Below are 25,165 nucleotides of genomic sequence, written 5' to 3' on the forward strand. Positions count from 1 at the left end.
ACCAGAACAGATTGCAGATAGAAGGAAGCACAGGTGGCCAAGTCTCAGGCAAAAGTCAGCGAGCTCGTCGGCATGATCGAGCGCGGCGAAATTCGTTTACCGGAAATGCAGCGCCGCTATGTGTGGCGTGCACCGCGGGTGCGGGATCTGTTAGATAGTCTCTACCGGGGTTATCCCAGCGGAGCCATCCTGTTGTGGGAAACCGATATGGAAGTGCCCGAGCGGGACTTCTCGGTCACCCAGCAGTCCAGCCCTTACGCCACCAACAAGCTGCTACTCGACGGTCAGCAGCGTTTGACCAGTCTCTCGTCTGTGATTCGGGGGGAGCCGGTTTCTGTGCGCGGCCGCAAGAAACCTATCGATATTCTGTTCAATCTGGAGCACCCGGACAAACTAACGCTGGTCACTGAGGTGGATGAAGGCGAGGGGGATGACGAGCTGCTGGAAGACGAGCACGACGCATCCGATGATGAGATCCAGAAAAGACTGGATCAGATGACCTTTGTGGTGGGCAGCAAGAAGATCGCCAGCTTGCCGCACTGGGTGTCTGTGACCGAGGTGTTCAAGAGCGAATCGGAAACCGAAATTCTCAAACAGGTGGGCATAACCAGCTTTGATGATCCGCGTCTGGAGAAATACCAGACCCGCTTGCGCCAGTTGAAGAGCATCGTCAATTACGAATACCGGCTCGATATTCTGGAGCGCACCCTCTCCTACGAAGAGGTAACCGAGATCTTTGTACGGGTAAACTCGCTGGGTGCCAAACTGCGTGGCTCAGACTTGGCGCTGGCCCAGATAACGGCGAAATGGCGTGACTCCCTCAAAATCTTCGAAAGCTTTCAGGCAGGGTGTGCCGATCGGGGCTTTGATTCAGAGATCGGTACCTTTGTCAGAACTCTGGTCTGCTTTGCAACCGGGCAAAGCCGGTTTTTGACAGTAAACAGTCTCAGCCTGGAAAGGCTGCAGGACGGATGGGAAAGAGCCAAAAGCGGCCTTGAATACGCCATCAACTACCTGCGCAGCAATATCGGGGTGGATTCCTCAACGCTGCTGTCATCGCCTTACTTTCTGATTCTGTTGGCAGTTTATGGCGAGCAGCACGGCTACGAGATGGATGGTGAGACAGAAGCCGGATTACGCCGCTGGTTCCTGGCAGCCAACGCCAAAGGACGCTACAGCCGGGGTTCATCAGAAAGCATGCTCGATCAGGATCTGGGTGCGCTCCGCCGCGGTCTGGGTGTTGCGGGCCTGATTGATAACCTGAAGCAACAGTTTGGCCGCGTAGAGATCGAAGCGGATGATCTGGTAAGCCGCTCCCAGCGCAGCGGTTATTTCAAAACCATGTTTCTGGCGTTTCGTCACGATGGTGCCCGCGACTGGCACTCCAGACTCGCCATCGATTTCAAACATCAGGGCAGCAGCCACAAACTCCAGTTTCACCATATCTTTCCGCAGGCCTACTTAAAGGGAAGCTATGAGAACAAGCAAATCAACGATATAGCCAACCTCAGCTTTATCGGTGGTAAAACCAACCGCCGCATTCGGGATAAGGCTCCGGACGATTACTTGCTTACTCTGAGCAAGGAGCACGGCCCTGCGATGTTTGACGCTCAGTGTGTGCCACTGGCCCCGGAATTGCTGCAAAAGGATGCTTACCTGCAGTTTATGCACGAACGGCGGCAGTTGATTGCCCAACGCTTGAACAAATTTTTGAATGGTAACGAATAGGTCGGCAGGAACAGTATCTGGTTGTTTTCTTTCTTCAGGTCAACCAATAAAAAATAACCGGCCACTATGCGATCCTGTATGACAGGCACGTTGAAAGGCCGCTAAGCGATTTTTGTGTAGTAAGGATAGTTTAATGAGTTCCACATCGTACAGTTTGATAAATCTGTGGCCGGAGTTCTCCCGGTTGATGAACGGGGATATAACGTCACCAGAAGGCCTTAGCGCGCTGTTCGTTGCTCTGTTGTTTGTAATGGCGCTTTCCTTTGTTAGTTTGTCGCTTATTAACTACTTCAGGGCTCGATCTCACCTCAGGTTTTACCAGAATCTGATTAAAGGATTGACTCTTGACCAGCTGCTGGAGAAACGAAGAGACCTTTCCAATGCTGCCATGAAGCATCCTGGATATGGACGGCTTTGGCGGGAATTTGATGAATCTCTGGTCCATATCCCTCAAAAGCAGCGCCTGTGTAATACGTTGGATGCCGCACATTTTTTCAATACCCACACGTTAGCGCGGGGGTTGACTGAGAACCGACTGCTGGCGGCGGTACCGGGCTTTCTAACTGCTATTGGTGTTATTGGTACTTTCGCTGGTTTGCAGTTGGGTCTTGGCCCACTTGGTGACCTTGATCCTGAACAAGCCAAGGTTGACGAGCTCACTCACGGTATTTTCGGGATGATAGGCGGGGCTTCTATTGCCTTTATGACATCTGTGTGGGGCGTGTTCACCAGTGTGGCTTTTAACTTCTTCGAAAAGTTTTTAGAGAGGAATATTCGGTCGTCTATCGCCTCCTTTCAGAACGACGTCGATTATCTGTACCCCAGAATTACCGCAGAACAAAGTCTTGCTCATATTGAAGATTTCACCCGGCAGAGCAATGACAGATTGGCTGAGTTGGATGAAAAAATTGGTAACAAGATGCAGGAGGCGATGCGCGAGGCATCAGGAGTTATCAGCGATAGCCTTGCTCAAAGTCTGAATACGATTCTTGGGCCAGCGGTAGAGCAGTTGGTAAACAATGCCCACTCTGGCTCGGAAAAGGCTTTGGAGTCGTTATTGGATCGCTTTCTGCAGGGGGTTGGCTCTGCGGGTGATGCCCAGAAAGCTATGATGGAGCAGGCAAGCCAGGATATGGCATCGGCTTCCGGTGAGATGGCAAAGCGCATGCAAAGCTTTGCCGATAGTATGGAATCCCAGATCAGTAGCATGATGACCCAGAATGCAGATGCGCTGTCTCAGGTAAATAGCACGATACAGGCGCAACTGGATACTCAGAATCAAAGAGAAGCAGAGCGCCAGGCTCAAATGACCAGTAACCTGCAGGAGTTTATGAGCGGGCTCAAGGGACAGCTGAACCTGCTTGCTCAGCAGAACGCAGAGACTCTCAAAGCCGTTCAGGGCGAGTTGACTGGACAGCTGGAACAACAGCAAGCCCGGGAAATTGCCCGTCAAGAGCTCTTGCAGGGCCAGCTGAAAGGCTTTCAGGAGGACCAGGCGCGCGTGACTCAGGGAATAGAGGATATCTTGAGCGCACAAAAAGCACAGAATACCGAATTGCTATCGGGGCTGTCGGCGCTGACAGACAGGTTCCAGAGGCTTGCTTCCAGTCACGAAACAGCCACCAGCGCCATGCAGGGTGCTGCCTCAGAGCTGAAGGCGGGATCGGTACAGTTGGGGCTGCTTTCCAGCAATATTAAAACTGCTATAGATACATTGGGTGATCAGCTTGCCCAGGCCATAGACAGTGCCGACACGATTACCAAGGAAAATGCCGAGACTGCGGCCCTGTTCGATGAGGTCGTCAGTGAGCTGAGAGGCACTGGCGAGCAGATCGGACAAGCTTCAAGCAGACTTGGCGACGCGGCGACTAAAGCAGAACACGGATTTTCTGCAGTCAACAGCCATTTCGATGCGCTCGGGAAATCGTTGCAAAATCATGTGGCGGCGCTTGAAAAACAGGTTGCGGATCTATTGTCTGACTATGCAGACAGAGTTCAATCGCAAACAGTCAATAGACTAAACACCTGGAATGAGCAGACCAATAGCTATATCTCGTCAATGACCGATGCTGTACGCACATTGAGCAGTGTTGTGGATGAAATGGACAGTAAGGTTTCATCGCATAGAGTTGGTAGTCCGTCATGAGAAACCTGGGTAGTCGTTACAGCAGTCATCAGGTGGACGAGGAGAATCCATACTGGATCTCTTTCTCTGACATTATGGCGGGACTGCTGGTGATTTTTGTCCTGGCGGCTATTGCACTGGTGCTTGAGTTGACTCAATTAAAAGAGAAAATTCAGGAGGATATGAGCGAGCTCGCGAGGGCCGAACAGGTTCGACGAGATATTCTTAAGGATATTGTTGGCGAACTTAATAGCATGAAAATACCTGTTAAGCTCAGTGAAAACGATACGGTCATTCGCATACCCAATGATGTTCTGTCGTTTCGGCAGCGAAGCTTCAACCTTCCGGACGACAAAAGGTCTTTGGCGAATGCGTTGGCAATAGGAGAGGTAATATATAAGAGTATTAGAAAAGAGAATAGGTGGAAGTATTTAGATACGGTATTTGTTGAAGGTCATACGGATCGTGCTCCCTACAGTAATCAGGCAATTAAAGGGAATTGGGGGCTATCAACCTTTCGAGCTATATCTGTTTGGGATTATTGGAATAGTGAAATGCCTGAGGGCTCCAGGCTTGATGAGTTGAAAAATCACGTAGGGAAAAAGCTATTTTCTGTCAGTGGTTATGCAGAAACTCGTCCTGTTTCTTGCTCGAATGCAAGCCCTGATGTAGACAATCAAGATGTTTGTCCGCGCGGTAGAATCGATAGTCTTGAGTCTCTCAAAATGAATCGGCGTATTGATATCAGGTTTACTGTGAAGTTAGCGAAATCTGTAGATATAAGAGAAAAGCTAAGTGCCTATTAAACTGCCATTCCTTGATATCAAGCTTTCTGAATGGAAAGAGACGGATTTTGACAAGATCGTTGCGGCTGAAAAAGTGGTTGTGGCTATTGCGAAAGGTGCGGGAATGAACTCTGATACTTTTCAGGTCGCCTGCCGGCGTTTGTTAGCCATGGTTATGGCTGGAGCCGGAACCGATTGGCTTGAGGAGATAACAACACCTGTTGATGTTCGGGCATGCACCTTTCTGCTAGTCAGTTCAGATGACTTTTGCCAGCTGGCGAGGGTAGACCGTAACCTGTTGGGTCGCCTGTTGATGCCAAGACGGCCGATGACCAAGCTTTCCCTGATGCAGCTGATAAGGGCGTTTCTGGAGCGATTTGATCTGTTGGCTGAAGGAAGGGCCTTGGGTGACTGGTGTGATTTTTTACGCGAACAGCTGGCTGGTCTTGGAGGCGATAACAATACCAGTGATCTGGTCCGCTATTCACGTTTCTCGGAGATTATTTTCTCTGTGTCCGGACCTTCCAAAGTGGTCAATTTTGCCAGGGAAAACGGAATTGATTTCGATGCGGCCTTGAGAAAATTGGGCCTTAACGGCTTTGCTGACGGGCGGTATATCAAACTTTGTCGCTATCAATATTATCTGGAAACCTTGAGAACTATGGAGGTTGGTGAGAATCACCCGGTACTCAAGGAAGTGGTTAAGTCTGACGTGGTGAATGCTCCTGCGGCTGAGGGAAAGTTGCTGGGCCACTCGATCATTGAAATTCTGATTGATCGATCGGCAGGTAAGGTTATCAGTCAAGCATGGCAAAACGCCATCCTGACGATTGCTGGCGACCCCAGGGTGCCCAAGTCGAGCGCCAGCTACCAGCAGTGGTGGTCTATTATCGGTGATAAGCGCATTGCATTGATGCGAGGATGGTTGAGCCGGTTTGATCTTGCTCTTTTTCTTGGGGTTTTGGAGCAAAGTGCCAAAGATGATAGAAATGATGCTATGGAGAGAATGTTTGCTCCAAGAAAAACCTTTATGGAGGGATTGGTCGAACAGGAAGCCGTTTATGAGTCTCGCCTTTTTCTCACGAGTTCAGCTGAAAGCTATTTAAAGAAAAACTACAAGAAAGAAAAGCTTCCATCATACGCCCTTGTAAAGGGGGGGCAGGCGTCTGTAATTTACTTACAGCTTAAAAATGGCCTACATATGGTTGAAGGGACTCACAGCTTTTCAATAAGGGTGATGAATAAGCTGCCTGAGAAGCCAGGAATCACGGATTACTCTATTGATGTCTTTAACTCGAGAGACTTAGGCGTTGGTTTGGCAGAGTTCTATCTGTGGCAGTTTCAGCGTGATGGAGGATTGATGGAAACAGCTCATAACCCAGACTTAACTTGGCAGAATAAAGTGATTAGTCATTTGGCAAAGTTTAATTTGAAGTTGGACGTAGGGAAACTAATTGCTCCATCTAAGTATCGGACATACAAGTCTAAGTTTGGAGCAAGTTAGTATGCGTATTAGAGAGTTTATTCAGAGGTTTAAATCCCCGGCTATCCATGAACTGATCTCTTGGTCGATAGATCCTTATGAAGGTCTCGACTTCTTAATTCCTTCAAAGGTTATCTCCGATCCAGAAAGTCATGCCATGACTAACCCGTTGTTCGGTATGCAGTTCGCCTACCTTAAGGCGTTGGTAGAGCAGAATTTGGCTGACAGAAACTCTAACGGCTTTACCATTCCTTCCGCGACTGTGCCCGAATTGGAAGATGATTTTTTCACGCTGTTTGAGCTTCCCGCATTCAGTAAAGGTAAGTTCAAGGCAGATATTCGAGGCAACACAGCCAATGCGGACTTTTCTGTCAATGTCGAATTAACGCTTGGCGACGGTGGTCATATTCCTTCTGCGGCTCTATTTGGCCCGTTTCTGAAGGTGGCCGAAGGTGAGGTCTACCGACTGTCGGCGGCAGAGTATCGCGCTCTGAACGCGGTAGAGAACCACGGCAAGTTACCGCCGGAAAAGCGCGGGGAATATGAAAATAACTGGCTGATTCTGCAGCTTCAGGTCGCGAAAAAATCGGGCATGCCTATCGATCTGGCGCATTTTAACAATCTCGAATTGAGCAGCCCGGAATCTGTTGGTGTGTCCCTCGAAGAACTGCCGAATGGCGATGTTTTGTTAACTCCAACGTTTGGTTCCGGTATCAATATTGCGGATATTCAATCTCGGCTGGGGCAAATGCAGCCCGGTGAAGATCACTGCATTCTCAGAGTGAAGAACCGATTTGTACTGTTGAATGAGGCCCGGTTGAATGCGGCACAGGAAATTCTCACCAATCGACGAATCCCGAAATCACAGGTCGCAAACTTTCTAAGATCACCCACCGCTTACCTGAATGCAGCCCTGATTGACCTTGATACTGGCTTTTCGTTAAGGGTTCATGGGGCTGAGCGATTTGTTCATCGGTACTTTGGCGATGTGGAAAAATCGGGTGTTGACTGGTTTTCGGCCAATAGTGGCGAACCGGAGCCTATAGAAAGTATTGCGCCGCTCATTGATTCTGATGAGAGCCTGGCTGAGCTTGAGAGGCTCATTGAAGATGCCCAAGCAAAAGGGGCTGAAATTATAGACTTTGATGGCAAGCAGTTCGATATCTCTGATGGCGTCCGAGTCAAGGGCGCGATCGACAAAATCAAATCCGGAATTATCGATAAACCGGGTCAGGATCGAGACGACTATCCGGAGGATGAGCCTGAGGGTGATAAACCGGGCCCGGGCAGGGCGGAAACTGAGCAGGCCGTAGTGGCCATCGACACCAATGACGAAGATATTGAGTTTCAGAAAGATGCCCGGGTGATGGGACTTGATTTGGCCGCTCAATCTTTTGAAATAGGCAATCTGAAACGAACGCCTTTTCCTCATCAGGAGGAGGGTATTCAGTGGCTGCTGGCGCATCTTGGCATAGTCGAGGAGCGTGGTGAAAGCAGTGGCGCTTTGCTGGCTGATGATATGGGCCTCGGAAAAACATTTATGACCCTAGTGTCTGTTGCCGAATGGAATAGGCGCAAACGCAGTTCGGGCTTGCCGGAAAAGCCAACCCTGATTGTTGCCCCACTTAGCCTGCTGGAGAACTGGCAGGTCGAAGTGGACGAGACCTTTAATAAATCGCCGTTTGCCGACATTGTGGTACTGCAGTCCGGCGGAGATATGAGCAAATTTCGAGTCACCGGAGCGGGTAGGGAAACCCAGCAGGAGTTTAGTGCGGGAGACCGGATTGAAGACCAGGACTCAATTCGCTATTCGTTGAAAATTGGGAGTGTATACGGTTCTGACCGGCTCGATATGCCTGGTCGATTGGTGCTAACGACCTACCAGACCCTTCGAGACTACCAGTTTTCCCTCAGTCGGGTTGATTGGGGCATAGTGGCATTCGATGAAGCCCAAAACATCAAGAATCCGAACACGCTGGCAACCAGAGCTGCAAAGGGCCTTAAGGCGGACTTTAAATTACTGGCTACGGGGACTCCCGTGGAGAATTCACTGAAGGATTTCTGGTGTTTGTTTGATACAGCGGAACCCGGGTTGCTTGGATCCTGGAAGAGCTTTCGGGAGACCTATATTCAGCCGATTTTGGATGCATCTGAAGGTGATGGCTCTGGAGTTAAGATCGACGTTGGCAAGTCGCTGCGTGCCGCCGTTGGCGACTACATGCTGAGAAGAACGAAAGCCGAGAAACTGAAAGGGTTGCCTGAGAAACGGGTATTTTCCGGAGACAAGGCTGCGGTAAATGAACAATACATGGATCGCCTGGCCGGTGTGATGAACGGAAGGCAACTGTCGTGTTATGACGATATCGTTCAGGCCGTGAAATCCAGCACAGCAGATGACAAGCGTGGTCTTATCCTGCCCAGCCTGCACAATCTCAAGATCACCAGTATTCACCCGGATATTTCTGGCAGTTTCCGCCCGGCCGGCTCCGTAAAAGAGCTTCTGCAACAGGCAGAGATATCCTCAAAGATTTCGGCGATGGTCAAACTCCTGCATGAAATTAAGGAGAGAGAGGAGAAAGTACTGATCTTTGCGACCACAAAATCAGTTCAGGCCTATGTTTGTACGTTGGTATCTACCTTGTTCAAGGTTCCTGTTGAAATTATCAATGGAGAAACCAAGGCTGTTCCTACCAAAAAGGATAACGAAACGCGTAAATCGATTATTGATCGTTTTCAATCACAGCCAGGGTTTGGAGCTATTGTCATGTCGCCAATTGCTGCGGGTGTTGGCCTTACGGTGGTGGGGGCCAACAACGTTATCCACCTGGAACGGCACTGGAACCCCGCAAAAGAGGCGCAAGCTACTGATCGAGTGTATCGAATTGGCCAGACCAAGCCAGTTAACGTCTACATTCCGATGGCTCTGCACCCGGAGGTGAAGTCGTTCGATTTGCAGCTAAACAGCCTGCTCAGTAACAAGATTGATCTGAGTGATGCAGTAGTAGCCGCAGATACTGTGACCGGGGATGATCTGGCAGGCTGCTTTTGAAAGCTCGCTTGTTCTCCTACAGCTGGTTAAACAACCTCTTACGAATATTGCTGGTCGAGGGCGCCTGGTTGGCGCTGGAGGAAACAGGCCTGATAGCGGCCGGCCTGGGGCTCGTGCTTGAGTTTGTGCTGCATCAGCAGGAACGCTATTTGCGGGAAAAAGAGAAGCGCAAAGCCGCTGCCAGAGCCAATGAGTATGCTTTAGTAGAGTCTGCCCGATTCCTGGTGTCCGGCGGCAAGAGTAGTAAACCTTCTGCTGATGATGCAAGGGCACGGTAAATAGCGGGTACCGTTTGTATGTGGGCTTTACCCGTGCCACCCAAAACCTGATGGTTACTTACCACCGGGATACCCAATTAGCACAGGGGCTGACGGCGGGTTAGGCCGGCATTGCATTACATAACAGGGAGAAAATGTGTCTTGGGAATGTACAGCACTTTAAAGGAGCTCCACCGCAGCATCCGTGATCAGCAACACCTGAATCTTAGCCTGCGTATACACCGGGCGCTTAGCTGGCTCAACCGGGCAGAGCAGTGCGACGACGCCGATGGCCGTTTTATCTTTCTCTGGATCGCCTTTAATGCGGCTTATGCCACCGAGATTGTCGACACCCAGCGCGGTACCAGCGAACGGGCCATATTCGGAGACTTCTTCAAAAAGCTGTGCGACCTGGACGAGGATAAGCGGCTTTCCACACTGGTGTGGAGCGAGTTCCCCAAAAGTATCCGTGTGTTGCTGGACAACCCCTATGTCAACGCCGATTTCTGGGAGTTCCAGCGCGGTAATATCGACCGCGATACGTGGCAAAAGCGAGCGGCAGGCACCAAACGGGCCGCTAATGCATCCCTGGCTGCGCAGAATACGCCGGACACCCTGGCCATTATCTTTTCCCGGATCTATGTGCTGCGTAATCAGCTGGTGCACGGTGGCGCCACTTGGGACAGTGCCATGAATCGGGAGCAGATACGAGATTGTGTGGCGTTTCTGGAGAAGTTCGTGGTTGAGATGCTGCAAATCATGATGGAGAGTAAGCCCACGCTGTGGGGTGATGCCTGTTTTCCGCCTGTGCGGGATGCCTGAAGAAATCGCTCGCTATTGGCAATTGTCGTTCCGGCAAGGCCACCTTTATTGGGGCCTGGGTTCAACTCCCCCCGGCTCCACCAAACTTAATGGATGTTGAGGTGTTTGGTTGGCGGGGGGCGGAGGCGGCGTGCGGTGATTAAAAAAGATCGCGCAGGGGACTGCGCTCCTACGGGGTGTCTCCTGGGCGTCGTTTCTGCGGGGGGGGGCACTCACCAACCGGGCACAGTCAATCAAAAAGGACACCGGAAGTTCTAATTTGAGATGGTGCAGGTGCGCAGTGTGTTGGGGGGGGATGACGCGCTGTGCGTGCCACCCCTTCGGGGCGCCCTGCGGGCGTCGTCTTCGCGGGTTGCACCCGCTGCGGCTGAACCCGAGGGGGTTCTTCACGCACCGGGCACGGCGAAATAAAAAAGGCCACCGCGACGGGTTGTTACTGGAGAGTAAGTGCCAACGGTTAGTGCGTCGGGGGATTGGATGACACGCTGTGCGTGCCACCCCTTCGGGGCGCCCTGCGGGCGTCGTCTTCGCGGGTTGCACCCGCTGCGGCTGAACCCGAGGGGGTTCTTCACGCACCGGGCACGGCGAAATAAAAAAGGCCACCGCGACGGGTTGTTACTGGAGAGTAAGTGCCAACGGTTAGTGCGTCGGGGGATTGGATGACACGCTGTGCGTGCCACCCCTTCGGGGCGCCCTGCGGGCGTCGTCTCCGCAGGTTGCACCTGCTGCGGCTGAACCCGGGGGATTATTCACCCACCGGGCACGGCCAAATAAAAAAGGCCACCGCGAGGGTGGCCTTATTCATTTGGTGGAGCCGGGGGGATTTGAACCCCCGTCCGTCAGCACTCCGCCTTAGGGTCTACATGCTTAGTTCCACTATTTGGTTTAACCCGCTACAGCCCAGTGGCCAAGACGTAGCAGGCGATCCTGATAAGAATTTAGCTGATCCACCCCAGGCAGGCTTCACGGCGATCCTGTTCTATATGACAGTCAGTAACGCGGTACAGGCACCTTGTTAAGGACCGCTAGCGGCGAACCACTAGATGGTGTTTCAAAGGGCTACTTACGCAGCCAGTTGAGCACCGTAGTTGTCATCGTTGGCAACTAATAATGTGCAACTTTGGATTAACGTGATTGGTTGCCATCACGACATGCACCTGAGGTTTTGTTACCGGCGTCGAATCCAAATCGGCCCCGAATTCTCAAGAGAGCGGATTATAGGCTTTATCGTCACCTCTAAACAGTCTCTTCCCCAAATATTGGGGCGGCTGGGCGGATTTCAACCGCTTTGCCTGCTGCTCAGACAGTTCTGGCCGGGACGGGTTCCCACTGCTGCAGACTGAGGGGGATCAGCAGAGTGTTATCGCCCTTGGGCGGTTGTCCCACCATCTCGTCGTAGGCGCTGCGCTGGCGCAGTTGCAGGCTGGCAATGTCCAGCCCCTGCAGGCGTTCACGCAGGTCGGTGAGGGAGCGGGCTTTGAGCGGGGTGTGGGGGTCGGTCCAGATCAGCTGTTCGCCGATGTCGCGCTTCAGGTAGGCCTGGTAGATGCAGCCTTCGAAGGATTCCAGCACCAGCTGCAGTTGGCGCTGGTGGGTGAGGGTGTGCAGCAGCAGTCGGGTCATGGAGGCTTCTCCGTGTGGGCAGTAACGGGCGGGAGTGTGGGAAGTACGCGACAACACAGCGGGCGGATGATGGCATCCCCGACTTTGGTCTATTTCGGCGCCAAAAAAAGAGCTTCCATGCGCTGGATCAAAACCCGATTTGGGGGTCTTCTATAAGATAAACGCATATAGCAGGTATGGCTTTATGCCGCCTGTAGTTCTATGACAGTGCGATAGGGATGTCGGATGAATTTGGGGGGCAGAGGTAGTGCTCGAGAGTATATCCGTCTTTATCAGTGGGATTGTGGAAGGTCGTGACCCGGTGCTGAATGAGCACCACCAGCGGGTGGCGGCAGGTATCAGTGAATTTGCCGAGCACATTGGCTGTACCGGGGAAGAGCGTCAGATACTGCGCATTGGGGCCAGTATTCATGATCTGGGCAAGCTCTCCATCAACGAACATATTCTTAACAAGCCGGCACGGCTGACTGCCACCGAGATGGAGCTGGTTCGCCAGCATCCGGAGCTGGGCTATCAGCTGCTGGCACCCCTGAACCTGGACCCGCGGATTACCGGCATCGTCCGTTACCATCACGAAAACTTTGATGGCACCGGCTACCCGGAGAAGCGCAAAGGCGACGATATTCCCTTTTATGCCCGCATCATGCGGCTGTGGGATGTGTACGACGCGGTCACTATGGATCGTCCCTATCACAAGGGCGTTTCCAGTTCTGAGGCGTTGCAGATTCTGGTGGACACCAGCGAGCGTTACGACCCGGAACTGCTGGCCAGTTTCTGCGACTTTATCGAAGGGCGTTTTGGTGGGCGGGTGGCGTTTTGCCAGGGTGGCGAGGCAGTCTGTCTGCACGCGCCGGCGCTGTAACTGTCGCTCGCCGTCGTCATTCGCGGCTAAACTCTGATTGGATTCGTGCTCTGGAATAACTCCGGCAGTCTGTTGCAGGCTGCCGGAGTTTTGTATGGGTGATATCAGGTAAAGCTCGGTATCACGATGGCGAGAATCAGCACCGGGCAGAAGGCTTTGACGTAGAAGGGCCAGATGCGCCAGAACCAGGTGCCTTCGATCTCCGGGTGTCCGGCCTTGATCTCTTTCAGCAGGTTGTCGCGGTGCCAGATCCAGCCTACGAAGATGCACAGCATCAGTCCCAGTATGGGCTGGCTGTAGACCGTGGTAAGGGTGATGACAAAGTCGAACAGGGTGTCGAAGTTGAGCATGATCAGCACCGACACCACAAACACCAGCCCGCCAATCAGCAGGGTGGCTTTGGGGCGACCGAGGTCGGTCTCTTCGGCGGCCAGCGATACCGGCACCTCCAGCATGGAGATGGAAGAGGTGAGCGCGGCGATGGACATCAGCGTGAAAAAGGCCAGGGCAACCCCCAGGCCGATGGTGCCCATGGAATCGAACAGAGCGGGCAGCACCTGGAAGATGAGGTTGGGGCCAGCGTAGAGATTGCCCTGCGCATCGAAGATGTCGGCGCCGTGTGCCTGGGCCACATAGATCGCCGGCAGGATCAGCAGTCCGGCAATAAACGCCACCCCGGAATCCACCAGCGTCACGGTCGCACCCAGCGACGGCAGGTTCTCTTTTTCACTCAGGTAGGAGCCGTACACCAGCATGGTGCCCACACCCAGGGAGAGGGAGAAAAACGCCTGCCCGAGGGCGTCCACGATCAGGCTGGGCTCAAGGTGGCTGAGGTCCGGCAGCAGGTAGAGTCGCAGGCCGGCCATGGCGCCGGGCTGGGTCATCACATAGACAATCAGCAGCACCATGATCGCCAGCAGCATGGGCATCAGGCGGGTGGACCACTTCTCGATACCCCCGCTTACACCCTTACCCACAATGGCGATGGTAAGGATCATAAACAGGCCGCCGGTCGCCAGGTTACGGGGAAAACTGAAGGTCACCAGCCAGTCGCTGGCGCTTTGCCAGCTCAGCAGCCCGGTGATGGATTGTCCCAGGTAGGCGAGCATCCAGCCGGCCACAATGGTGTAGAAGCTGAGGATCAGGCTGGCCACCACCACGCCGCAGCCGCCGACAAAGGTGCCGAGCCAGCGGGTGGCTTTGTTGGGGGCGATGTAGCGTAGGGCGGTAACGATGTTGGCGCGGGCGTGGCGGCCGATAATCAGCTCTGCCATCAGTGCCGGGTAGGCCAGGCAAAAGGCCATCAGCAGGTAGACAAGCACAAAGGCGGCGCCGCCATTGCTGGCGGTTTGGGTGGGAAAACCCCAGATGTTGCCAAGGCCGATGGCGGAACCGGCAGCGGCCATCACAAAGCCGGTACGGGAGGAAAACTGTTCTCTGGATGCCATGTAAAAAATTCTGTTCGTTGGAGCTGTTGAGCCATGAGCTCCAGCAAAGTCAGACGATGAGGCGGATGCCGCCGAGCGGTTGAATATTGTGCTTTGAGAGTCGGGGGTGGTTCAAGTCTTTAATTTCAGATATGGATTTGGGTGTTTGATATAACGAACAGTTATTTTTATTTTGGCGCATTGTTCGTTTTAATGCCGCCTTTTTTCGCCCCGGGCGGGGGGAAGAGCTGTTTTTGTGGTGGGGGCTGCCGTCCCTGTGATCAATTCTCCGGTATTGGTCTAGGCTTCAGGTGTTACAACCCGACATAAAAACAGCTCTGCTACTGTCCGCAGCCGTAACAAGCATCCTATAACAGCGGCCGTCAGGGGAGAGCGTATAACCAGCGGAGAGACCCATGTCCCAATCTCGTAAAGCCTTGAGTGGTTTGCAGATGCCTTGTTTTCGTAAAGCGGTGTTGCCTGCCTGTATCGCCGCAGTGGCAAGCAGTGCCGTTGCCCAGGACGAAACCACCGTTCGTCCCTACCGTCCTGCTCTGGAGGAGGTGACGGTAACGGCCACCAAGCGCGAGGCTACCATTCAGGATCTGCCTTTCTCGATCAACGCCCAGACCCAGGAAGATATCCAGCGTTCCGGCTCCACTAGCCTGGAAGACCTGTCCCGCAATGTTGCCGGCCTGACCATCCAGAACCTGGGCCCCGGCCAGAGCCAGGTGGCGATCCGTGGTGTCTCTGCCGGCCAGATCGTGCGCGACCAGCCGGGTGTGAAAGAGCAGGTGGGTGTCTACCTGGACGAGAGCGTGATCTCCCTGTCACTGTTCACCCCCGACCTGGACCTGTTTGACCTCAACCGTGTGGAAACCCTGCGCGGCCCACAGGGCACCCTGTTTGGTTCCGGTTCCATGGGCGGTACCGTACGTTACATCACCAACCAGCCGAGCTTTGACGGCCCTGAGGGCATGATCGAAGCCAACCTGAATACGGTCACCGACGGTGAAGAGGGTGGCCACCTGAAAGGCATGTACAACCTGCCGCTGACCGAGACCCTGGCCCTGCGCGTGGTGGGCTACACCACCGAGTACGCCGGCTTTATCGATGCACTGGGTGAAAACGGCAGCAAGAAAGAGGATGTCAACGACGGTAACCGCAGTGGCGGTCGTATCGCCCTGACCTGGGAGCCAACCGATAACTTCTCCATCACCCCGCGCGTGGTGTACCAGAAGATCGAGATGGATGGCTTCAACCGTCAGGAGGTGTACAACCTCTACGCCAACCCCTACACCACCACCCGCCCGGCCATTACCTTTGATGAGCGTGAGCAGTATTTGCTGCTGGACGAGGCATTCGAAGATGAAACCATGATTGCTGATGTGGTGATGGAGTGGAGTCTTGGTTCGGTGGATATTACCTCCATCTCCAGCTATACCGAGCGAGAGATTCTGGTAAGTCGTGATGCCAGCGCCTTGACCGGAAGCATTAGCATCAGGCCCTTGGATTTAGACGTTGCCTCCGTGCTGTTGCCCTCCAACCTGCTCGACACTACAGACCTTGAACAGTTCACGCAGGAGATCCGTTTAAGCTCCGATTATGATGGGGCTTTCCAGTGGTTGGTTGGTGTGTTCTATTCTGATACCACTCGAGAGTATTCTCAGCGACTGCCAACCCCAGGCTACGATGCATTCGTGGATGCCAAATTGGGTGCGAACACTTCGGCCAGCGTTGCGAACGGTTTTCCTGCGGACTCGCCTTATAATGCAGATTATCCGTTTGATCTTGAGCAGTTTGCCGTCTTTGGGGAGGTGAATTTTGATATCACCGAACGATTGCATATGACGGTGGGTGGGCGCTGGTATGACTTTGAGGAGTCCCGCCGTTTCACGACTGGAGGTATTTTCTCGAATCAGAATGATCAGGTCGATGACACTACTTCTGATGGCTTCACCCCGAGGGTGTTGGCTAGCTACGATTTGAATGATGAAGTTGTTTTGAATGCGCAGGTGGCACAGGGCTTTCGACTTGGCGGGGTAAATGATCCGTTGAACGCCCCGTTGTGTGAACCTGAGGATTTGGCCACTTATGGTGGCAATCCCACCTATGACGACGAAACCATGTGGAACTACGAGGTCGGGATGAAGGGTAACTGGGGCGACTTCTCGCTCAATGTTGCTGCTTTCTATGCTGATATTTCTGATCTGCAAGCGACTTTGGATGCGGGATCCTGCTCTTCACGGGTTTCAGTAAACGTTCCGGATGCGCACACTGCGGGTATTGAATTCGAGCTAGGTTCGCAGCTGACCGACGCGCTCTACCTGGCATTCTCCGGTAGCGTGCTGGAAGCGGAATTTGACTCCACGGTCCGGGACGTTAACGGCAACGTTTTAGGTGGTATCGAAGATGGCAATCGTTTGGCATCTGTGCCAGAAGTGCAGCTATCTCTCTCGGGTACCTACACCTTCCTGAAGCCAATCCTGCGCGCTGATGACTCCTGGGTATCTGCTTCTGTGCAGTATGTGGGTGATCGTATAACCCAGCCAGGAGATCAGGTGAGTGGTGCAGGTGATTTCACGTCTGAATTACCTTATGGCGGAGCAACCGGTGACGAAGTAACCAGCCTGGATCTTGAGTTGGACGCCTACGCGATCCTGAACCTGAACATGGGTCTGATCTACGATACGTTGGAAATGTCGGTGTACATGAACAACGTCACGGACGAGAATGCGGATCTCTCCTTGGATCGTGAACGTGGTGGCAGTGCACGCTTGGCTTTCGCTACCAATCAGCCGCGTACCTTGGGTGTAACGGTACGCAAGAGCTTCTGATACAGAAGCGGCAAGCGAAAGGGGCCTGCGGGCCCCTTTTTTGTGGGTTGTGCGGATTGGTAGATAGATCCCGATGCAGGGTTAAAGGACTTGCTTCAAGGGATATAAAAGATCGCGCAGAGGATAAGGTGAATTCCTGCACCGCAGGAAGAGAGGATGGTCTGGGCCACTGCGCTCCTACGCCGTGGTGTCGCACCATTGTAGGAGCCCGGTCCCCCGGGCGATCTGTTGCCCTACGTCGCTTCTGCGATCAAGGTTTACCATCCACCCAAAGCAGGTTCAGGCACGGCGACGCCTGTACAAGACAATCTTCTGCCGGCCATTCAGGGCGGCAATTTTTTGGAGAAATCATTGGTATGTCCTGGATAGAGTGGCTGACCCTGGCCGGCCTCTGCTGGCTGGGAGCCGCAAGCCCCGGGCCGAGCCTGGCGGTAATCATCGGCCAGACGCTGCAGGGCGGTAAGGCGCAGGGCCTGGTGGCCGCCATCGCCCACGGTGTCGGGGTGGGGGTGTACGCCCTGCTGGCGGCGGTTGGGCTGGCGTTGCTGGTGACACAGACGCCCTGGTTGTACGACGGCCTGCGCTGGATCGGTGCCGGTTTCCTGTTGTGGTTGGCGTGGCAGAGCTGGCGGGCGCCAGTGGACTATGGGCAGGCGGGGGAGGCCACACTGAGTCGCCGGCGCGGGGCCTTAACCGGATTCCTGACGGCGTTTCTCAATCCCAAGCTGGCGCTGTTCTTTCTGGCGGTCTACACCCAGTTCCTTACAGCCCAAATGCCGCTGTTGCAGAAGCTGACCATGGCGTCGGTCTCGGCGGGTGTGGATGCCGGTTGGTACGTGGTGGTGGTGATGCTGGTGTCGCGGCCGCGGGTACTGGATGGACTGCGTGCCCATGGAGGCTTGTTGCAGAGGGTGTTTGCCTTGCTGCTGGTGGCAGTGGCGTTGCGGGTGCTGTGGTAACGGGGAGGGTGCGACCGGGCAGGCCGGCCGCGATGCGCGGTCAGGTCTGCTTCTGGAACAGGCGCTGTTTCTCGCGATTCCAGTCGCGCTGCTTTTCGGTCTCGCGTTTGTCGTGCATCTTCTTGCCCTTGGCCAGGGCAATTTCGCACTTCACCAGATGGCCCTTCCAGTACATGGCGGTGACCACACAGGTGTAGTCTTTCTGCTCTACGGCTTGCTGCAGTTTGACGATCTCTTTATCGTGCAGCAGCAGCTTGCGCGGCCGATTGGGCTCGATCACGAAATGGGTGGAGACGGTATTGAGTGGGGTAATCAGCGCATTCAGCAGCCAGGCTTCCCCGTTTTTGAAGTGCACGTGGGTGTCGACAATGTTGACCTTGCCTTCACGCAGACTTTTCACTTCCCAACCCATCAGCACAATGCCGGCCTCATAGCGGTCCGACAGCTCGTAATCAAAACGCGCTTTCTTGTTGAGAACGATGGTGGTGCCCGTAGGCTTTTTGGCTTTCTTCTTCGACATGGCGGCGGATTATAGCGGCAAGGCGGGGCGCGGGATACAGTTGTTTGCCACCCGCGGCGGGCGGGTGGCGCAAGGCATCAGATTATGTGGATGGCAAAGAATTTGGCCAGCACAGTGTTGATAAACACCAGCAGCAGGATCACCGGAATAAAGGTGCCCAGGGCCAGGTCGGTATAACGCTCCAGCAGGGTGCCCTTGTATTTGGTTTCCCCGACTTCCAGTTCGCGGTTGAAGTTTTCCTTGCGCCAGCGGTAGATCACCAGCAGGCAAACCATCAAGCCGTTGAGTGGCAGGATGGTGTCGTAGAAGACATCCACCACCACATCAAAGAAGGATTTGTCGATGCCGGCGTAGTGGGTGAAGCCGGTGAAAAACGGCACCATACCGAAGGAGACGGCGCAGGCGATCGACACCACCACCATGGAGCCGCCCACCCAGGCCAGGGCCTTGTTGCGACTGATGGAGTTCTGGTCCATGGCCCCGGCCAGTGACACCTCGATAATGGAAACCAGCGAGGTGAGGGCGGCAAACAGCACCAGCAGGAAGAACACCGCGGCGGCCACGCTGGCCCCGAAGTAGCCGACGCTGGACTGCATGGCGAGGAAGATCTTGGGCAGGAAGGTGAAGACCAGTGCCACGCTGGAGGTGGAGAGCTCTTCGGCGTTGGTGCCGGGGTCGAAGGAGAAGATGGCGGGGATCACCAGCAGGCCGGCGGTAAAGGCCACGGCAGTATCGGTGAGGGCCACCATCTTGGCGGAACCGGGAATGCTGTTGTTGCGCTCCATATAAGAGCCGTAGGTAATCAGGATGCCCATGCCGAGAGAGAGGGAAAAGAACGCCTGCCCCATGGCCCCGTTGATCACCTGTGCGTTGATCTTGGAGAAGTCCGGTATCAGGTAGTACTTCACCCCGGCCATGGCGTTGTCCAGGGTGAGCACAAAGATCACCATGCCCACCAGCATCACAAACAGCATGGGCATCATCACCTTGGCGGCACGTTCAATCCCCTGTTTGACACCAAAGTGCAGGATGACGCCGACAATCAGCGCGATCAGGGCCATAAACAGGAACACCTGCGGCGAGTTGATGAACTGGCCGAAATAGGCTGGGTCGCTGAGTTGCTGCAGGTCGCCGCTGACAATGGCCACCAGGTAGCCCAGCACCCACAGCGTGATCACAGAGTAGAACACGGCAATCATGTAGGGGGTGATCAGGGAGAGCCAGCCGCCGACGGTGGCAAACAGGCTGTGGCCGGCAAAGTGGCGGAAGGCGCCCAGCGGGTTGCGCTGGCTGGCGCGCCCGGCGGCCAGTTCCGCCAGCATGACTGGCAGGCAGATGCCCACCACAAACAGGGCGTAGATAAAGAGGAAGGCTGCGCCCCCGTTCTTTACCGCATTGACCGGAAAGCCCACCAGGTTGCCGATGCCCACCGCGGAGCCGGCGGCGGCCAGGATAAAGCCCAGACGAGAGCCGAAATGTTCACGAGTTGCTGTCATTGTTGTTCTCTTTATTCCCCCGAATCACTCCCCTGATACTAGCAACGATGCGCCCTGCAGTGCCAGTTCAGGAGCCGGAGGCGCTTGGCAGCTCAGGGGGGAGTCACTACAATCCACCGCCAGAATGGCAATTGAGCATGAGCGAGTGACACAGATTCAGCGCAGCGCCCTGGTGGCGTTCTCCGACCAGCAGATGTTTGAACTGGTCAACGACATCGAAGCCTACCCGCAGTATATGGACGGCTGTATCGGCGCTGAGGTGCTGGAACGGGATGAAAACACCCTGGTGGCACGGCTGGACCTGAACAAGCTGGGCATGCGCTACAGCTTCACCACCCGCAATCAGCTGACCCCGCCTGTGTTGATGGAGATGCAGCTGGTGGAGGGGCCGTTCCGGCGCCTGACCGGCAACTGGTCATTTCTCTCCCTCACCGAAGGGGCCTGCAAGGTCTCATTGAAGCTGGAGTTTGAGCTCAGCGGCGGCCTGGTGGCGAAGGCCGCAGGGCGCTGGCTGGATGCGGTGGCCAATGACCTGGTGGATGGTCTGTGTCAGCGTGCCAAATGGGTTTACGGGCCGGCGGCCGGCCAGAGGTAATTCTTATGTCCGATATTGAAATGATTGCAGTCGAAGTGGCCTATGCGCTGCCTCACAAGCAGAAGATCGTCGCCCTGCTGGTGGAGCCGGGTACCACCGCGCTGCAGGCTGCACGCCGCTCCGGGCTGGAGAAGGAGTTTCCGGAGATCGACTACGATACCGCCAAGATGGGTATCTTCGGCCAGGCGCTGGGTACCAAAGGCCTGAAGAAGGCCAATGAGCACGAGCTGCAGGAGGGGGACAGGGTAGAGATCTACCGTCCGCTGCAGTCTGACCCGAAAGAGGCGCGTCGCAAGCGCGCTGCCAAAGCCGAGTAAGCGCTCAGGGCTCGGTGGTGCTTAGTTAGCGCCTTCGCTGGAGGCGCTCTGGGTACTGGCCTTGCCGGGCACAAAGTCGCCGCTGAAGTGGGTCATGACATCGCCATCAAAGAAGATGGAGAGGTGTTCCTTGGTGGTTTCACCCTTGGCCGGGGTCATGGTGTAGAAATAATCCCAGCGATTGGGATTGAACGTATCCTCAATCATGGGGTTGCCCATGACATAGCGCACCTGGCGGCGGGTCATGCCGGGCTTCAGCTGATCAATCATTTCCTGGGTAATGATGTTGCCCTGCTGAATATCGATCCGGTACACGCCTGGGAACTGGAAGTACTGACATCCGGCCAGCAATATCAATGACATGGCGAACAGGAGTCGTACTGCGTGTTTTTGCATGGCAGGGGTTCCACAAGCGAAAATGAGAGGGGATAATACCTGAATTGCCTTTCGACTGAGAAGGGTCACGGGAAAATCCGGGATCCAGCCTGGAACTTCGGGAAAAATAACCGACAGCAGGGGAATACATGTCAGACCAGAACCAGGAGCTGCGCAAAGCCGGCTTGAAAGTAACCTTACCGCGGGTAAAGATTCTCCAGATGCTGGAGGAGTCCGAGCAGCGTCACCTGAGTGCTGAAGATGTGTACAAGCAGCTGATGGAGGCCGATGAGGACGTGGGCCTGGCTACTGTTTACCGGGTTCTGACCCAGTTTGAGTCCGCCGGGCTGGTGGTGCGCCACAACTTTGACGATGGCCACTCTGTCTTTGAGCTGGAGCGCGGTGATCACCACGACCACATGGTGTGTGTGGAGACTGGCCGGGTAATCGAGTTCCACAACGAAAAAATCGAGGCCCTGCAGGAGCAGATCGCGGCCGAGCACGGCTACGAGATCAGCGGCCACAGCCTTGTTCTCTACGTTAAACCCAGGAAGTAACCTGCCTTATTGATGTCCGCCGGCGTCGGCCCCCGGGGTTGGCGCGCCACTCCCTGTAGTGTGCGATTGAGGCATCGTCAGCGTCGCAAAATCCCTTTTCTCACCCGAAAAAGCCCGTTACAGTAAGGCCTGACTGATTTTGACCTGTGCCTTGCGGCGCAGGTGCAACTCACAATAATAATTATGCGATGTACCGAGGTATCCCCACCATGAGTGAACAGGCTCAAGCCCAATCCCAGCCCGCTATCAACATCAATCTGGTCCAGGTTCTGGATCTGGCCTGCCGTATTCTGCATCAGGGCTTTTTCCAGCAGCCAGAGGCCAAGGCCAAGACGCTGTTAAAGGATCTCAAGTCCGGCAAGCGTATTTCGGTCGGCGCCATGAACCTCAACCGCAAAGATGCCGAGGGTGCCGAGCAGCCGGTGATGGAGATGCCGTTGTCACTGGAGCTGGATTACTCCGAGTTCCGTGGCCCGGGCTTTGGTTTCCCGGCGTTTCGGGCGGCCCTGCAGGGGATGCTCAACCAGATCGGCAACACCATGCGTGCCCGTCGTGACCTTAATATTATGTCCAACCAGCAGCAGAACACCCTGCTGGTGCATCAGCCTGGCGTGGTACGCATTGGCGAGCAGTTTAATGTCATGGTGCTGGGTATCGAGCGCGGTACCAAAAACCAGCTCACCCTGAAACTGATGTTTATCGATCCGGAGCAGTACCCCCGTCGCGATCAGGAAGCGGCCGCTGTGACACCGGATTCGGCAGAGCAGGATCAAGCCGCAGGCTGAGCCTGATCCCCGGCTGGCGGCGCCTCAGCCCGCCAGCTCCAGCATCTCCCGGGCGTGGGCAATGGTCTGTTTGGTCATCTGCAGGCCGCCCATCATGCGGGCAATCTCCATAATCTTCTCATCCCCCTCCAGCGCTGTGAGGGTGGATTGTGCCGACGCCTGATCTGACTCCTTGCGTACCTGCAGGTGCTGATGGCCCTTGCTGGCCACTTGCGGCAGGTGAGTTACACACAGCACCTGGCCCTGTTCCCCCAGCGTACGCAGCAGCTCGCCCACCACATCGGCGGTGGCGCCACCAATACCCACATCCACTTCGTCAAACACCAGTGTGGGGGTGGTGGAGCTTTGCGCGGTTACCACCTGAATGGCGAGGCTGATGCGGGAGAGTTCACCGCCGGAGGCCACTTTCGCCAATGCCTTGGGCTTCTGGCCGGGGTTGGTGCTGATCAGGAATTCGATGTCATCAATGCCGTGGCTGCCTGGCTGACCGGCGTTACTCTGCAGGCTGATGGCCAGCACGGCATTCTTCATGGCCAGCGCCTGCAGCTGGTTGTTGATGGCTTTCTGCAGTCGCTCCGCCGCCAGGCGGCGTTTGCCGGAGAGCTTTTCCGCGCTCTCCAGGTAGCTGGCGCGGGCCTGGCGGGCGGCCTCTTCCAGCTGGTCCAGTTGCTGCTCGTCGCCACCCAGCTGTTGCAGCTCCTCGGTCAGGGACTGCTGCAGGGCCAGCAGTTCACCGGTATCGATGCGGTGTTTGCGGGCAATGTCGTAGCAGCTGCCGAGGCGTTCATCGATCCAGGCCAGCCGCTGGGGGTCCATTTCGAAGCTGTCTATGTAAAGGGTCAGCTCGTGCTGGGCCTCCTGAATCTGAATCTGGGCGCTCTGCAGCAGATCCTCGGCAATTTGCAGGGCGTCGGGCTTGTCGCGCAGGCGGTGCAGTTGCTGCAGGGCGCGGCTGATGGCGCTGGTGAGGCCCGCCTCGTCGTCTTCGCACATCTGCACCACGCCCTGGCCTGCCTGCAGGATGGTCTCGGCGGAGGCCAGCTCCCGCTGTTCCTGTTCCAGTTTCTCCAGCTCACCGGGCTCCAGCGCCAGGGCTTCCAGCTCGTCCAGCTGGTAGCGCAGTAACTGGGTGCGGGCAGTGATCTCTTCGGCGTTGTCGCGCCACTGCTCAAACGCCTGCTGTGCCTTCTGCCACACCTGGTAGCGCTCACGGGTGGTCTGCAGCAGTTGCGGGTGAGCGGCGTAGTCGTCCAGCAGGTGGCGGTGATTGTCTTTCCGCAGCAGGGATTGGTGGGCGTGCTGGCCGTGGATGTCGATCAGCTTCTCCCCCAGCTCTTTCAGCTGTGCCAGCGGCACCGGCTGGCCATTGATGTAACCGCGGGAGCGGCCGTCGCGGGTCACCACGCGGCGCAGCAGGCACTCTTCGCCACTGTCCAGGTCGTGGCGATCAAGCCATGCCTGGGCTGCGGGGATGTCGCTGACGTTAAAGGTGGCACAGATGTCTGCCCGCTCCCGGCCCTGTCGCACCCGGTCGGATTCTGCCCGGTCGCCGAGGGTGAGCCCCAGCGCATCCAGCAGGATGGACTTGCCGGCACCGGTCTCGCCGGTGATGACGGTCATGCCCTGCTGCAGTTCCAGCTCCAGCAGGTCGACCAGGGTGAAGTTCTGTACGCTGAGGTGAGTCAGCATGGCGGGCTCCTTCCGTGAGGGCGGGCAAAGTATCCGTGAGGACAGCAAAGTAGTGGTTTAATATACAGTGTTTATATGTACAGTATTTTTTCTGTGTATGCAATCGTCACTGCAGGGCTTGAAAGGTGCGTAACTGTCCCCATATCAGGCGTCAGATCTCATGACTCATTCAGGTAAAGACGGAGAGCAAGGTGTCAGATCAAGAGCAGACCACCCCTGAAGTGGAAGAAGTAGCGGCTGCGGCTGCGGAAGAGCAGGCCCCGGCAGAGGGCGAAGTATCTGAAGTGGAGACCCTGGCAGCACAGCTGGCAGAGGCCCAGGAGCAGGCCCTGCGGGCGCAGGCTGAGGCGCAAAACGCCCGCCGTCGTGCCGAGCAGGATATCGAGAAAGCGCACAAGTTCGGCCAGGAGAAGCTGGTGAACGACCTGTTGCCCATTGTCGACAACCTGGAACGCGCCCTGGAGGCCATGGCTGAAGTGGATGAAGCGCTGAAGCCGGTGGTGGAAGGTGTTGAGCTGACCCTGAAGTCCTTCCAGGACACCCTGGCGCGTCACAAGGTTGAGGCAGTGAATCCGGTGGGAGAGCCGTTCGATCCACAGCTGCACCAGGCTATGGCCATGGTGCCGGCGCCGGACGCAGAGCCCAACACCGTGATCAATGTGTTCCAGAAAGGCTACACCCTGCACGGTCGCCTGGTGCGCCCGGCCATGGTGGTGGTAGCCAAAGCAGCTGACTGATTCTGTAACCACAGGCTGCACTGAAAAATAACCGTAACCTTTGTGTGGTGGGGGTTGAAATAGCCGGCACCGCACTTATATAGAAGACAACCGGCGGAGAGGCCCGGGCAGAGGCCCGCCACCCGCCACGCAGATTA

The 25,165-nt window shown here is 55.4% G+C and carries 21 protein-coding genes and 1 other RNA gene; 15 read left to right on the top strand and 7 right to left on the bottom strand.

Translation table 11 applies throughout. The features are described from left to right. The first annotated feature begins 33 nt into the window (after positions 1-33). The 7 genes from GSF27_RS13980 (at position 34) to GSF27_RS14010 (ending at position 10,249) form a co-directional block, all read left to right on the top strand. Positions 34-1,728 (top strand): DUF262 domain-containing protein, encoded by a 1,695-nt coding sequence (locus GSF27_RS13980; protein WP_160970157.1) that lies wholly within the window; start codon positions 34-36, stop codon positions 1,726-1,728. A 133-nt stretch (positions 1,729-1,861) separates the two neighbouring features. Continuing rightward, positions 1,862-3,874, top strand: coding sequence for an anti-phage ZorAB system protein ZorA (gene zorA, locus GSF27_RS13985; RefSeq protein ID WP_160970159.1), 2,013 nt, complete (start codon positions 1,862-1,864; stop codon positions 3,872-3,874). 32 nt (positions 3,875-3,906) lie between these two features. Continuing rightward, positions 3,907-4,659: a flagellar motor protein MotB gene (locus tag GSF27_RS13990; protein WP_370462611.1), complete on the top strand. Its 753-nt coding sequence runs from the start codon at positions 3,907-3,909 to the stop codon at positions 4,657-4,659. Then, complete coding sequence (locus GSF27_RS13995; protein ID WP_370462612.1) at positions 4,649-6,142, top strand: EH signature domain-containing protein; 1,494 nt, start codon at positions 4,649-4,651, stop codon at positions 6,140-6,142. Before GSF27_RS13990 ends, GSF27_RS13995 begins: the two co-directional genes overlap by 11 nt. A 1-nt stretch (position 6,143) precedes the next feature. Continuing rightward, entirely contained in the window at positions 6,144-9,170 is a 3,027-nt protein-coding gene (locus GSF27_RS14000) for a DEAD/DEAH box helicase (protein ID WP_160970163.1), read from the top strand. Beyond that, a complete protein-coding gene (locus tag GSF27_RS14005) occupies positions 9,167-9,448 on the top strand; it encodes a hypothetical protein (RefSeq protein WP_160970165.1) in 282 nt (93 codons plus the stop codon). Before GSF27_RS14000 ends, GSF27_RS14005 begins: the two co-directional genes overlap by 4 nt. Positions 9,449-9,595: 147 nt before the next feature. Next, positions 9,596-10,249: a HEPN domain-containing protein gene (locus GSF27_RS14010; RefSeq protein WP_160970167.1), complete on the top strand. Its 654-nt coding sequence runs from the start codon at positions 9,596-9,598 to the stop codon at positions 10,247-10,249. A gap of 806 nt (positions 10,250-11,055) precedes the next feature. Here the strand turns inward: GSF27_RS14010 and ssrA are convergent. Next, positions 11,056-11,445: a transfer-messenger RNA gene (gene ssrA / locus GSF27_RS14015) on the bottom strand. Positions 11,446-11,548: 103 nt separating this feature from the next. Then, positions 11,549-11,872, bottom strand: coding sequence for a DUF6482 family protein (locus GSF27_RS14020; RefSeq protein ID WP_160970169.1), 324 nt, complete (start codon positions 11,870-11,872; stop codon positions 11,549-11,551). Between the two features lie 247 nt (positions 11,873-12,119). Here GSF27_RS14020 and GSF27_RS14025 point away from each other — a divergent pair, with 247 nt between their 5' ends. Further along, positions 12,120-12,734, top strand: a complete 615-nt coding sequence (locus tag GSF27_RS14025) for an HD domain-containing phosphohydrolase (RefSeq protein WP_202410454.1) — start codon at positions 12,120-12,122, stop codon at positions 12,732-12,734. A 104-nt stretch (positions 12,735-12,838) separates the two neighbouring features. On the opposite strand, the gene GSF27_RS14030 is transcribed toward GSF27_RS14025, so the two are convergent. Then, a complete protein-coding gene (locus tag GSF27_RS14030; RefSeq protein ID WP_160970171.1) occupies positions 12,839-14,182 on the bottom strand; it encodes a sodium-dependent transporter in 1,344 nt (447 codons plus the stop codon). 395 nt (positions 14,183-14,577) lie between these two features. Between GSF27_RS14030 and GSF27_RS14035 the strand changes: the two genes are divergently transcribed. Together GSF27_RS14035 and GSF27_RS14040 are read left to right on the top strand one after the other, a co-directional pair. After that, positions 14,578-16,998 carry a TonB-dependent receptor gene (locus GSF27_RS14035; RefSeq protein WP_160970173.1) on the top strand — a complete coding sequence of 807 codons (2,421 nt, stop codon included), beginning with the start codon at positions 14,578-14,580 and terminating at the stop codon, positions 16,996-16,998. A 356-nt stretch (positions 16,999-17,354) separates the two neighbouring features. Then, on the top strand, positions 17,355-17,957 hold the full coding sequence (locus tag GSF27_RS14040; protein WP_160970175.1) for a LysE family translocator: 603 nt from the start codon (positions 17,355-17,357) through the stop codon (positions 17,955-17,957). A gap of 40 nt (positions 17,958-17,997) precedes the next feature. Here the strand turns inward: GSF27_RS14040 and smpB are convergent, their stop codons facing one another. Together smpB and GSF27_RS14050 are read right to left on the bottom strand one after the other, a co-directional pair. After that, a complete protein-coding gene (smpB, locus tag GSF27_RS14045) occupies positions 17,998-18,477 on the bottom strand; it encodes an SsrA-binding protein SmpB (RefSeq protein WP_160970177.1) in 480 nt (159 codons plus the stop codon). Between the two features lie 77 nt (positions 18,478-18,554). Next, positions 18,555-19,973 carry a sodium-dependent transporter gene (locus GSF27_RS14050; RefSeq protein ID WP_160970179.1) on the bottom strand — a complete coding sequence of 473 codons (1,419 nt, stop codon included), beginning with the start codon at positions 19,971-19,973 and terminating at the stop codon, positions 18,555-18,557. A gap of 145 nt (positions 19,974-20,118) precedes the next feature. On the opposite strand from GSF27_RS14050, the gene GSF27_RS14055 reads away from it, so the two are divergent. Together GSF27_RS14055 and GSF27_RS14060 are read left to right on the top strand one after the other, a co-directional pair. Continuing rightward, positions 20,119-20,568 carry a type II toxin-antitoxin system RatA family toxin gene (locus tag GSF27_RS14055; RefSeq protein WP_160970181.1) on the top strand — a complete coding sequence of 150 codons (450 nt, stop codon included), beginning with the start codon at positions 20,119-20,121 and terminating at the stop codon, positions 20,566-20,568. Between the two features lie 5 nt (positions 20,569-20,573). Then, complete coding sequence (locus GSF27_RS14060) at positions 20,574-20,885, top strand: RnfH family protein (RefSeq protein ID WP_160970183.1); 312 nt, start codon at positions 20,574-20,576, stop codon at positions 20,883-20,885. 21 nt (positions 20,886-20,906) lie between these two features. Here GSF27_RS14060 and GSF27_RS14065 read toward each other — a convergent pair whose 3' ends face one another. Further along, a complete protein-coding gene (locus GSF27_RS14065; protein ID WP_160970185.1) occupies positions 20,907-21,281 on the bottom strand; it encodes an outer membrane protein assembly factor BamE in 375 nt (124 codons plus the stop codon). 128 nt (positions 21,282-21,409) lie between these two features. Between GSF27_RS14065 and fur the strand changes: the two genes are divergently transcribed. Continuing rightward, complete coding sequence (gene fur, locus GSF27_RS14070) at positions 21,410-21,817, top strand: ferric iron uptake transcriptional regulator (protein WP_160970187.1); 408 nt, start codon at positions 21,410-21,412, stop codon at positions 21,815-21,817. Between the two features lie 209 nt (positions 21,818-22,026). Beyond that, positions 22,027-22,602 (top strand): hypothetical protein, encoded by a 576-nt coding sequence (locus GSF27_RS14075; RefSeq protein ID WP_160970190.1) that lies wholly within the window; start codon positions 22,027-22,029, stop codon positions 22,600-22,602. Positions 22,603-22,626: 24 nt separating this feature from the next. Here GSF27_RS14075 and recN read toward each other — a convergent pair whose 3' ends face one another. Further along, positions 22,627-24,291, bottom strand: coding sequence for a DNA repair protein RecN (recN, locus tag GSF27_RS14080; protein ID WP_160970192.1), 1,665 nt, complete (start codon positions 24,289-24,291; stop codon positions 22,627-22,629). Between the two features lie 191 nt (positions 24,292-24,482). On the opposite strand from recN, the gene grpE reads away from it, so the two are divergent. Continuing rightward, complete coding sequence (gene grpE / locus GSF27_RS14085; RefSeq protein WP_160970194.1) at positions 24,483-25,028, top strand: nucleotide exchange factor GrpE; 546 nt, start codon at positions 24,483-24,485, stop codon at positions 25,026-25,028. Positions 25,029-25,165 lie beyond the last annotated feature (137 nt).

Source organism: Pseudomaricurvus sp. HS19 (genome assembly GCF_009857815.1).
GTDB lineage: Bacteria > Pseudomonadota > Gammaproteobacteria > Pseudomonadales > Cellvibrionaceae > Pseudomaricurvus.

Bases quoted from the DNA above. Each gene is read 5' to 3' on its own strand.
- zorA (WP_160970159.1), top strand. From the start codon at position 1,862: ATGAGTTCCACATCGTACAGTTTGATAAATCTGTGGCCGGAGTTCTCC.
- GSF27_RS14000 (WP_160970163.1), top strand. From the start codon at position 6,144: ATGCGTATTAGAGAGTTTATTCAGAGGTTTAAATCCCCGGCTATCCAT.
- GSF27_RS14010 (WP_160970167.1), top strand. From the start codon at position 9,596: ATGTACAGCACTTTAAAGGAGCTCCACCGCAGCATCCGTGATCAGCAA.
- GSF27_RS14020 (WP_160970169.1), bottom strand. From the start codon at position 11,872: ATGACCCGACTGCTGCTGCACACCCTCACCCACCAGCGCCAACTGCAG.
- GSF27_RS14030 (WP_160970171.1), bottom strand. From the start codon at position 14,182: ATGGCATCCAGAGAACAGTTTTCCTCCCGTACCGGCTTTGTGATGGCC.
- GSF27_RS14035 (WP_160970173.1), top strand. From the start codon at position 14,578: ATGTCCCAATCTCGTAAAGCCTTGAGTGGTTTGCAGATGCCTTGTTTT.
- GSF27_RS14040 (WP_160970175.1), top strand. From the start codon at position 17,355: ATGTCCTGGATAGAGTGGCTGACCCTGGCCGGCCTCTGCTGGCTGGGA.
- smpB (WP_160970177.1), bottom strand. From the start codon at position 18,477: ATGTCGAAGAAGAAAGCCAAAAAGCCTACGGGCACCACCATCGTTCTC.
- GSF27_RS14050 (WP_160970179.1), bottom strand. From the start codon at position 19,973: ATGACAGCAACTCGTGAACATTTCGGCTCTCGTCTGGGCTTTATCCTG.
- GSF27_RS14060 (WP_160970183.1), top strand. From the start codon at position 20,574: ATGTCCGATATTGAAATGATTGCAGTCGAAGTGGCCTATGCGCTGCCT.
- GSF27_RS14065 (WP_160970185.1), bottom strand. From the start codon at position 21,281: ATGCAAAAACACGCAGTACGACTCCTGTTCGCCATGTCATTGATATTG.
- fur (WP_160970187.1), top strand. From the start codon at position 21,410: ATGTCAGACCAGAACCAGGAGCTGCGCAAAGCCGGCTTGAAAGTAACC.
- GSF27_RS14075 (WP_160970190.1), top strand. From the start codon at position 22,027: ATGAGTGAACAGGCTCAAGCCCAATCCCAGCCCGCTATCAACATCAAT.
- recN (WP_160970192.1), bottom strand. From the start codon at position 24,291: ATGCTGACTCACCTCAGCGTACAGAACTTCACCCTGGTCGACCTGCTG.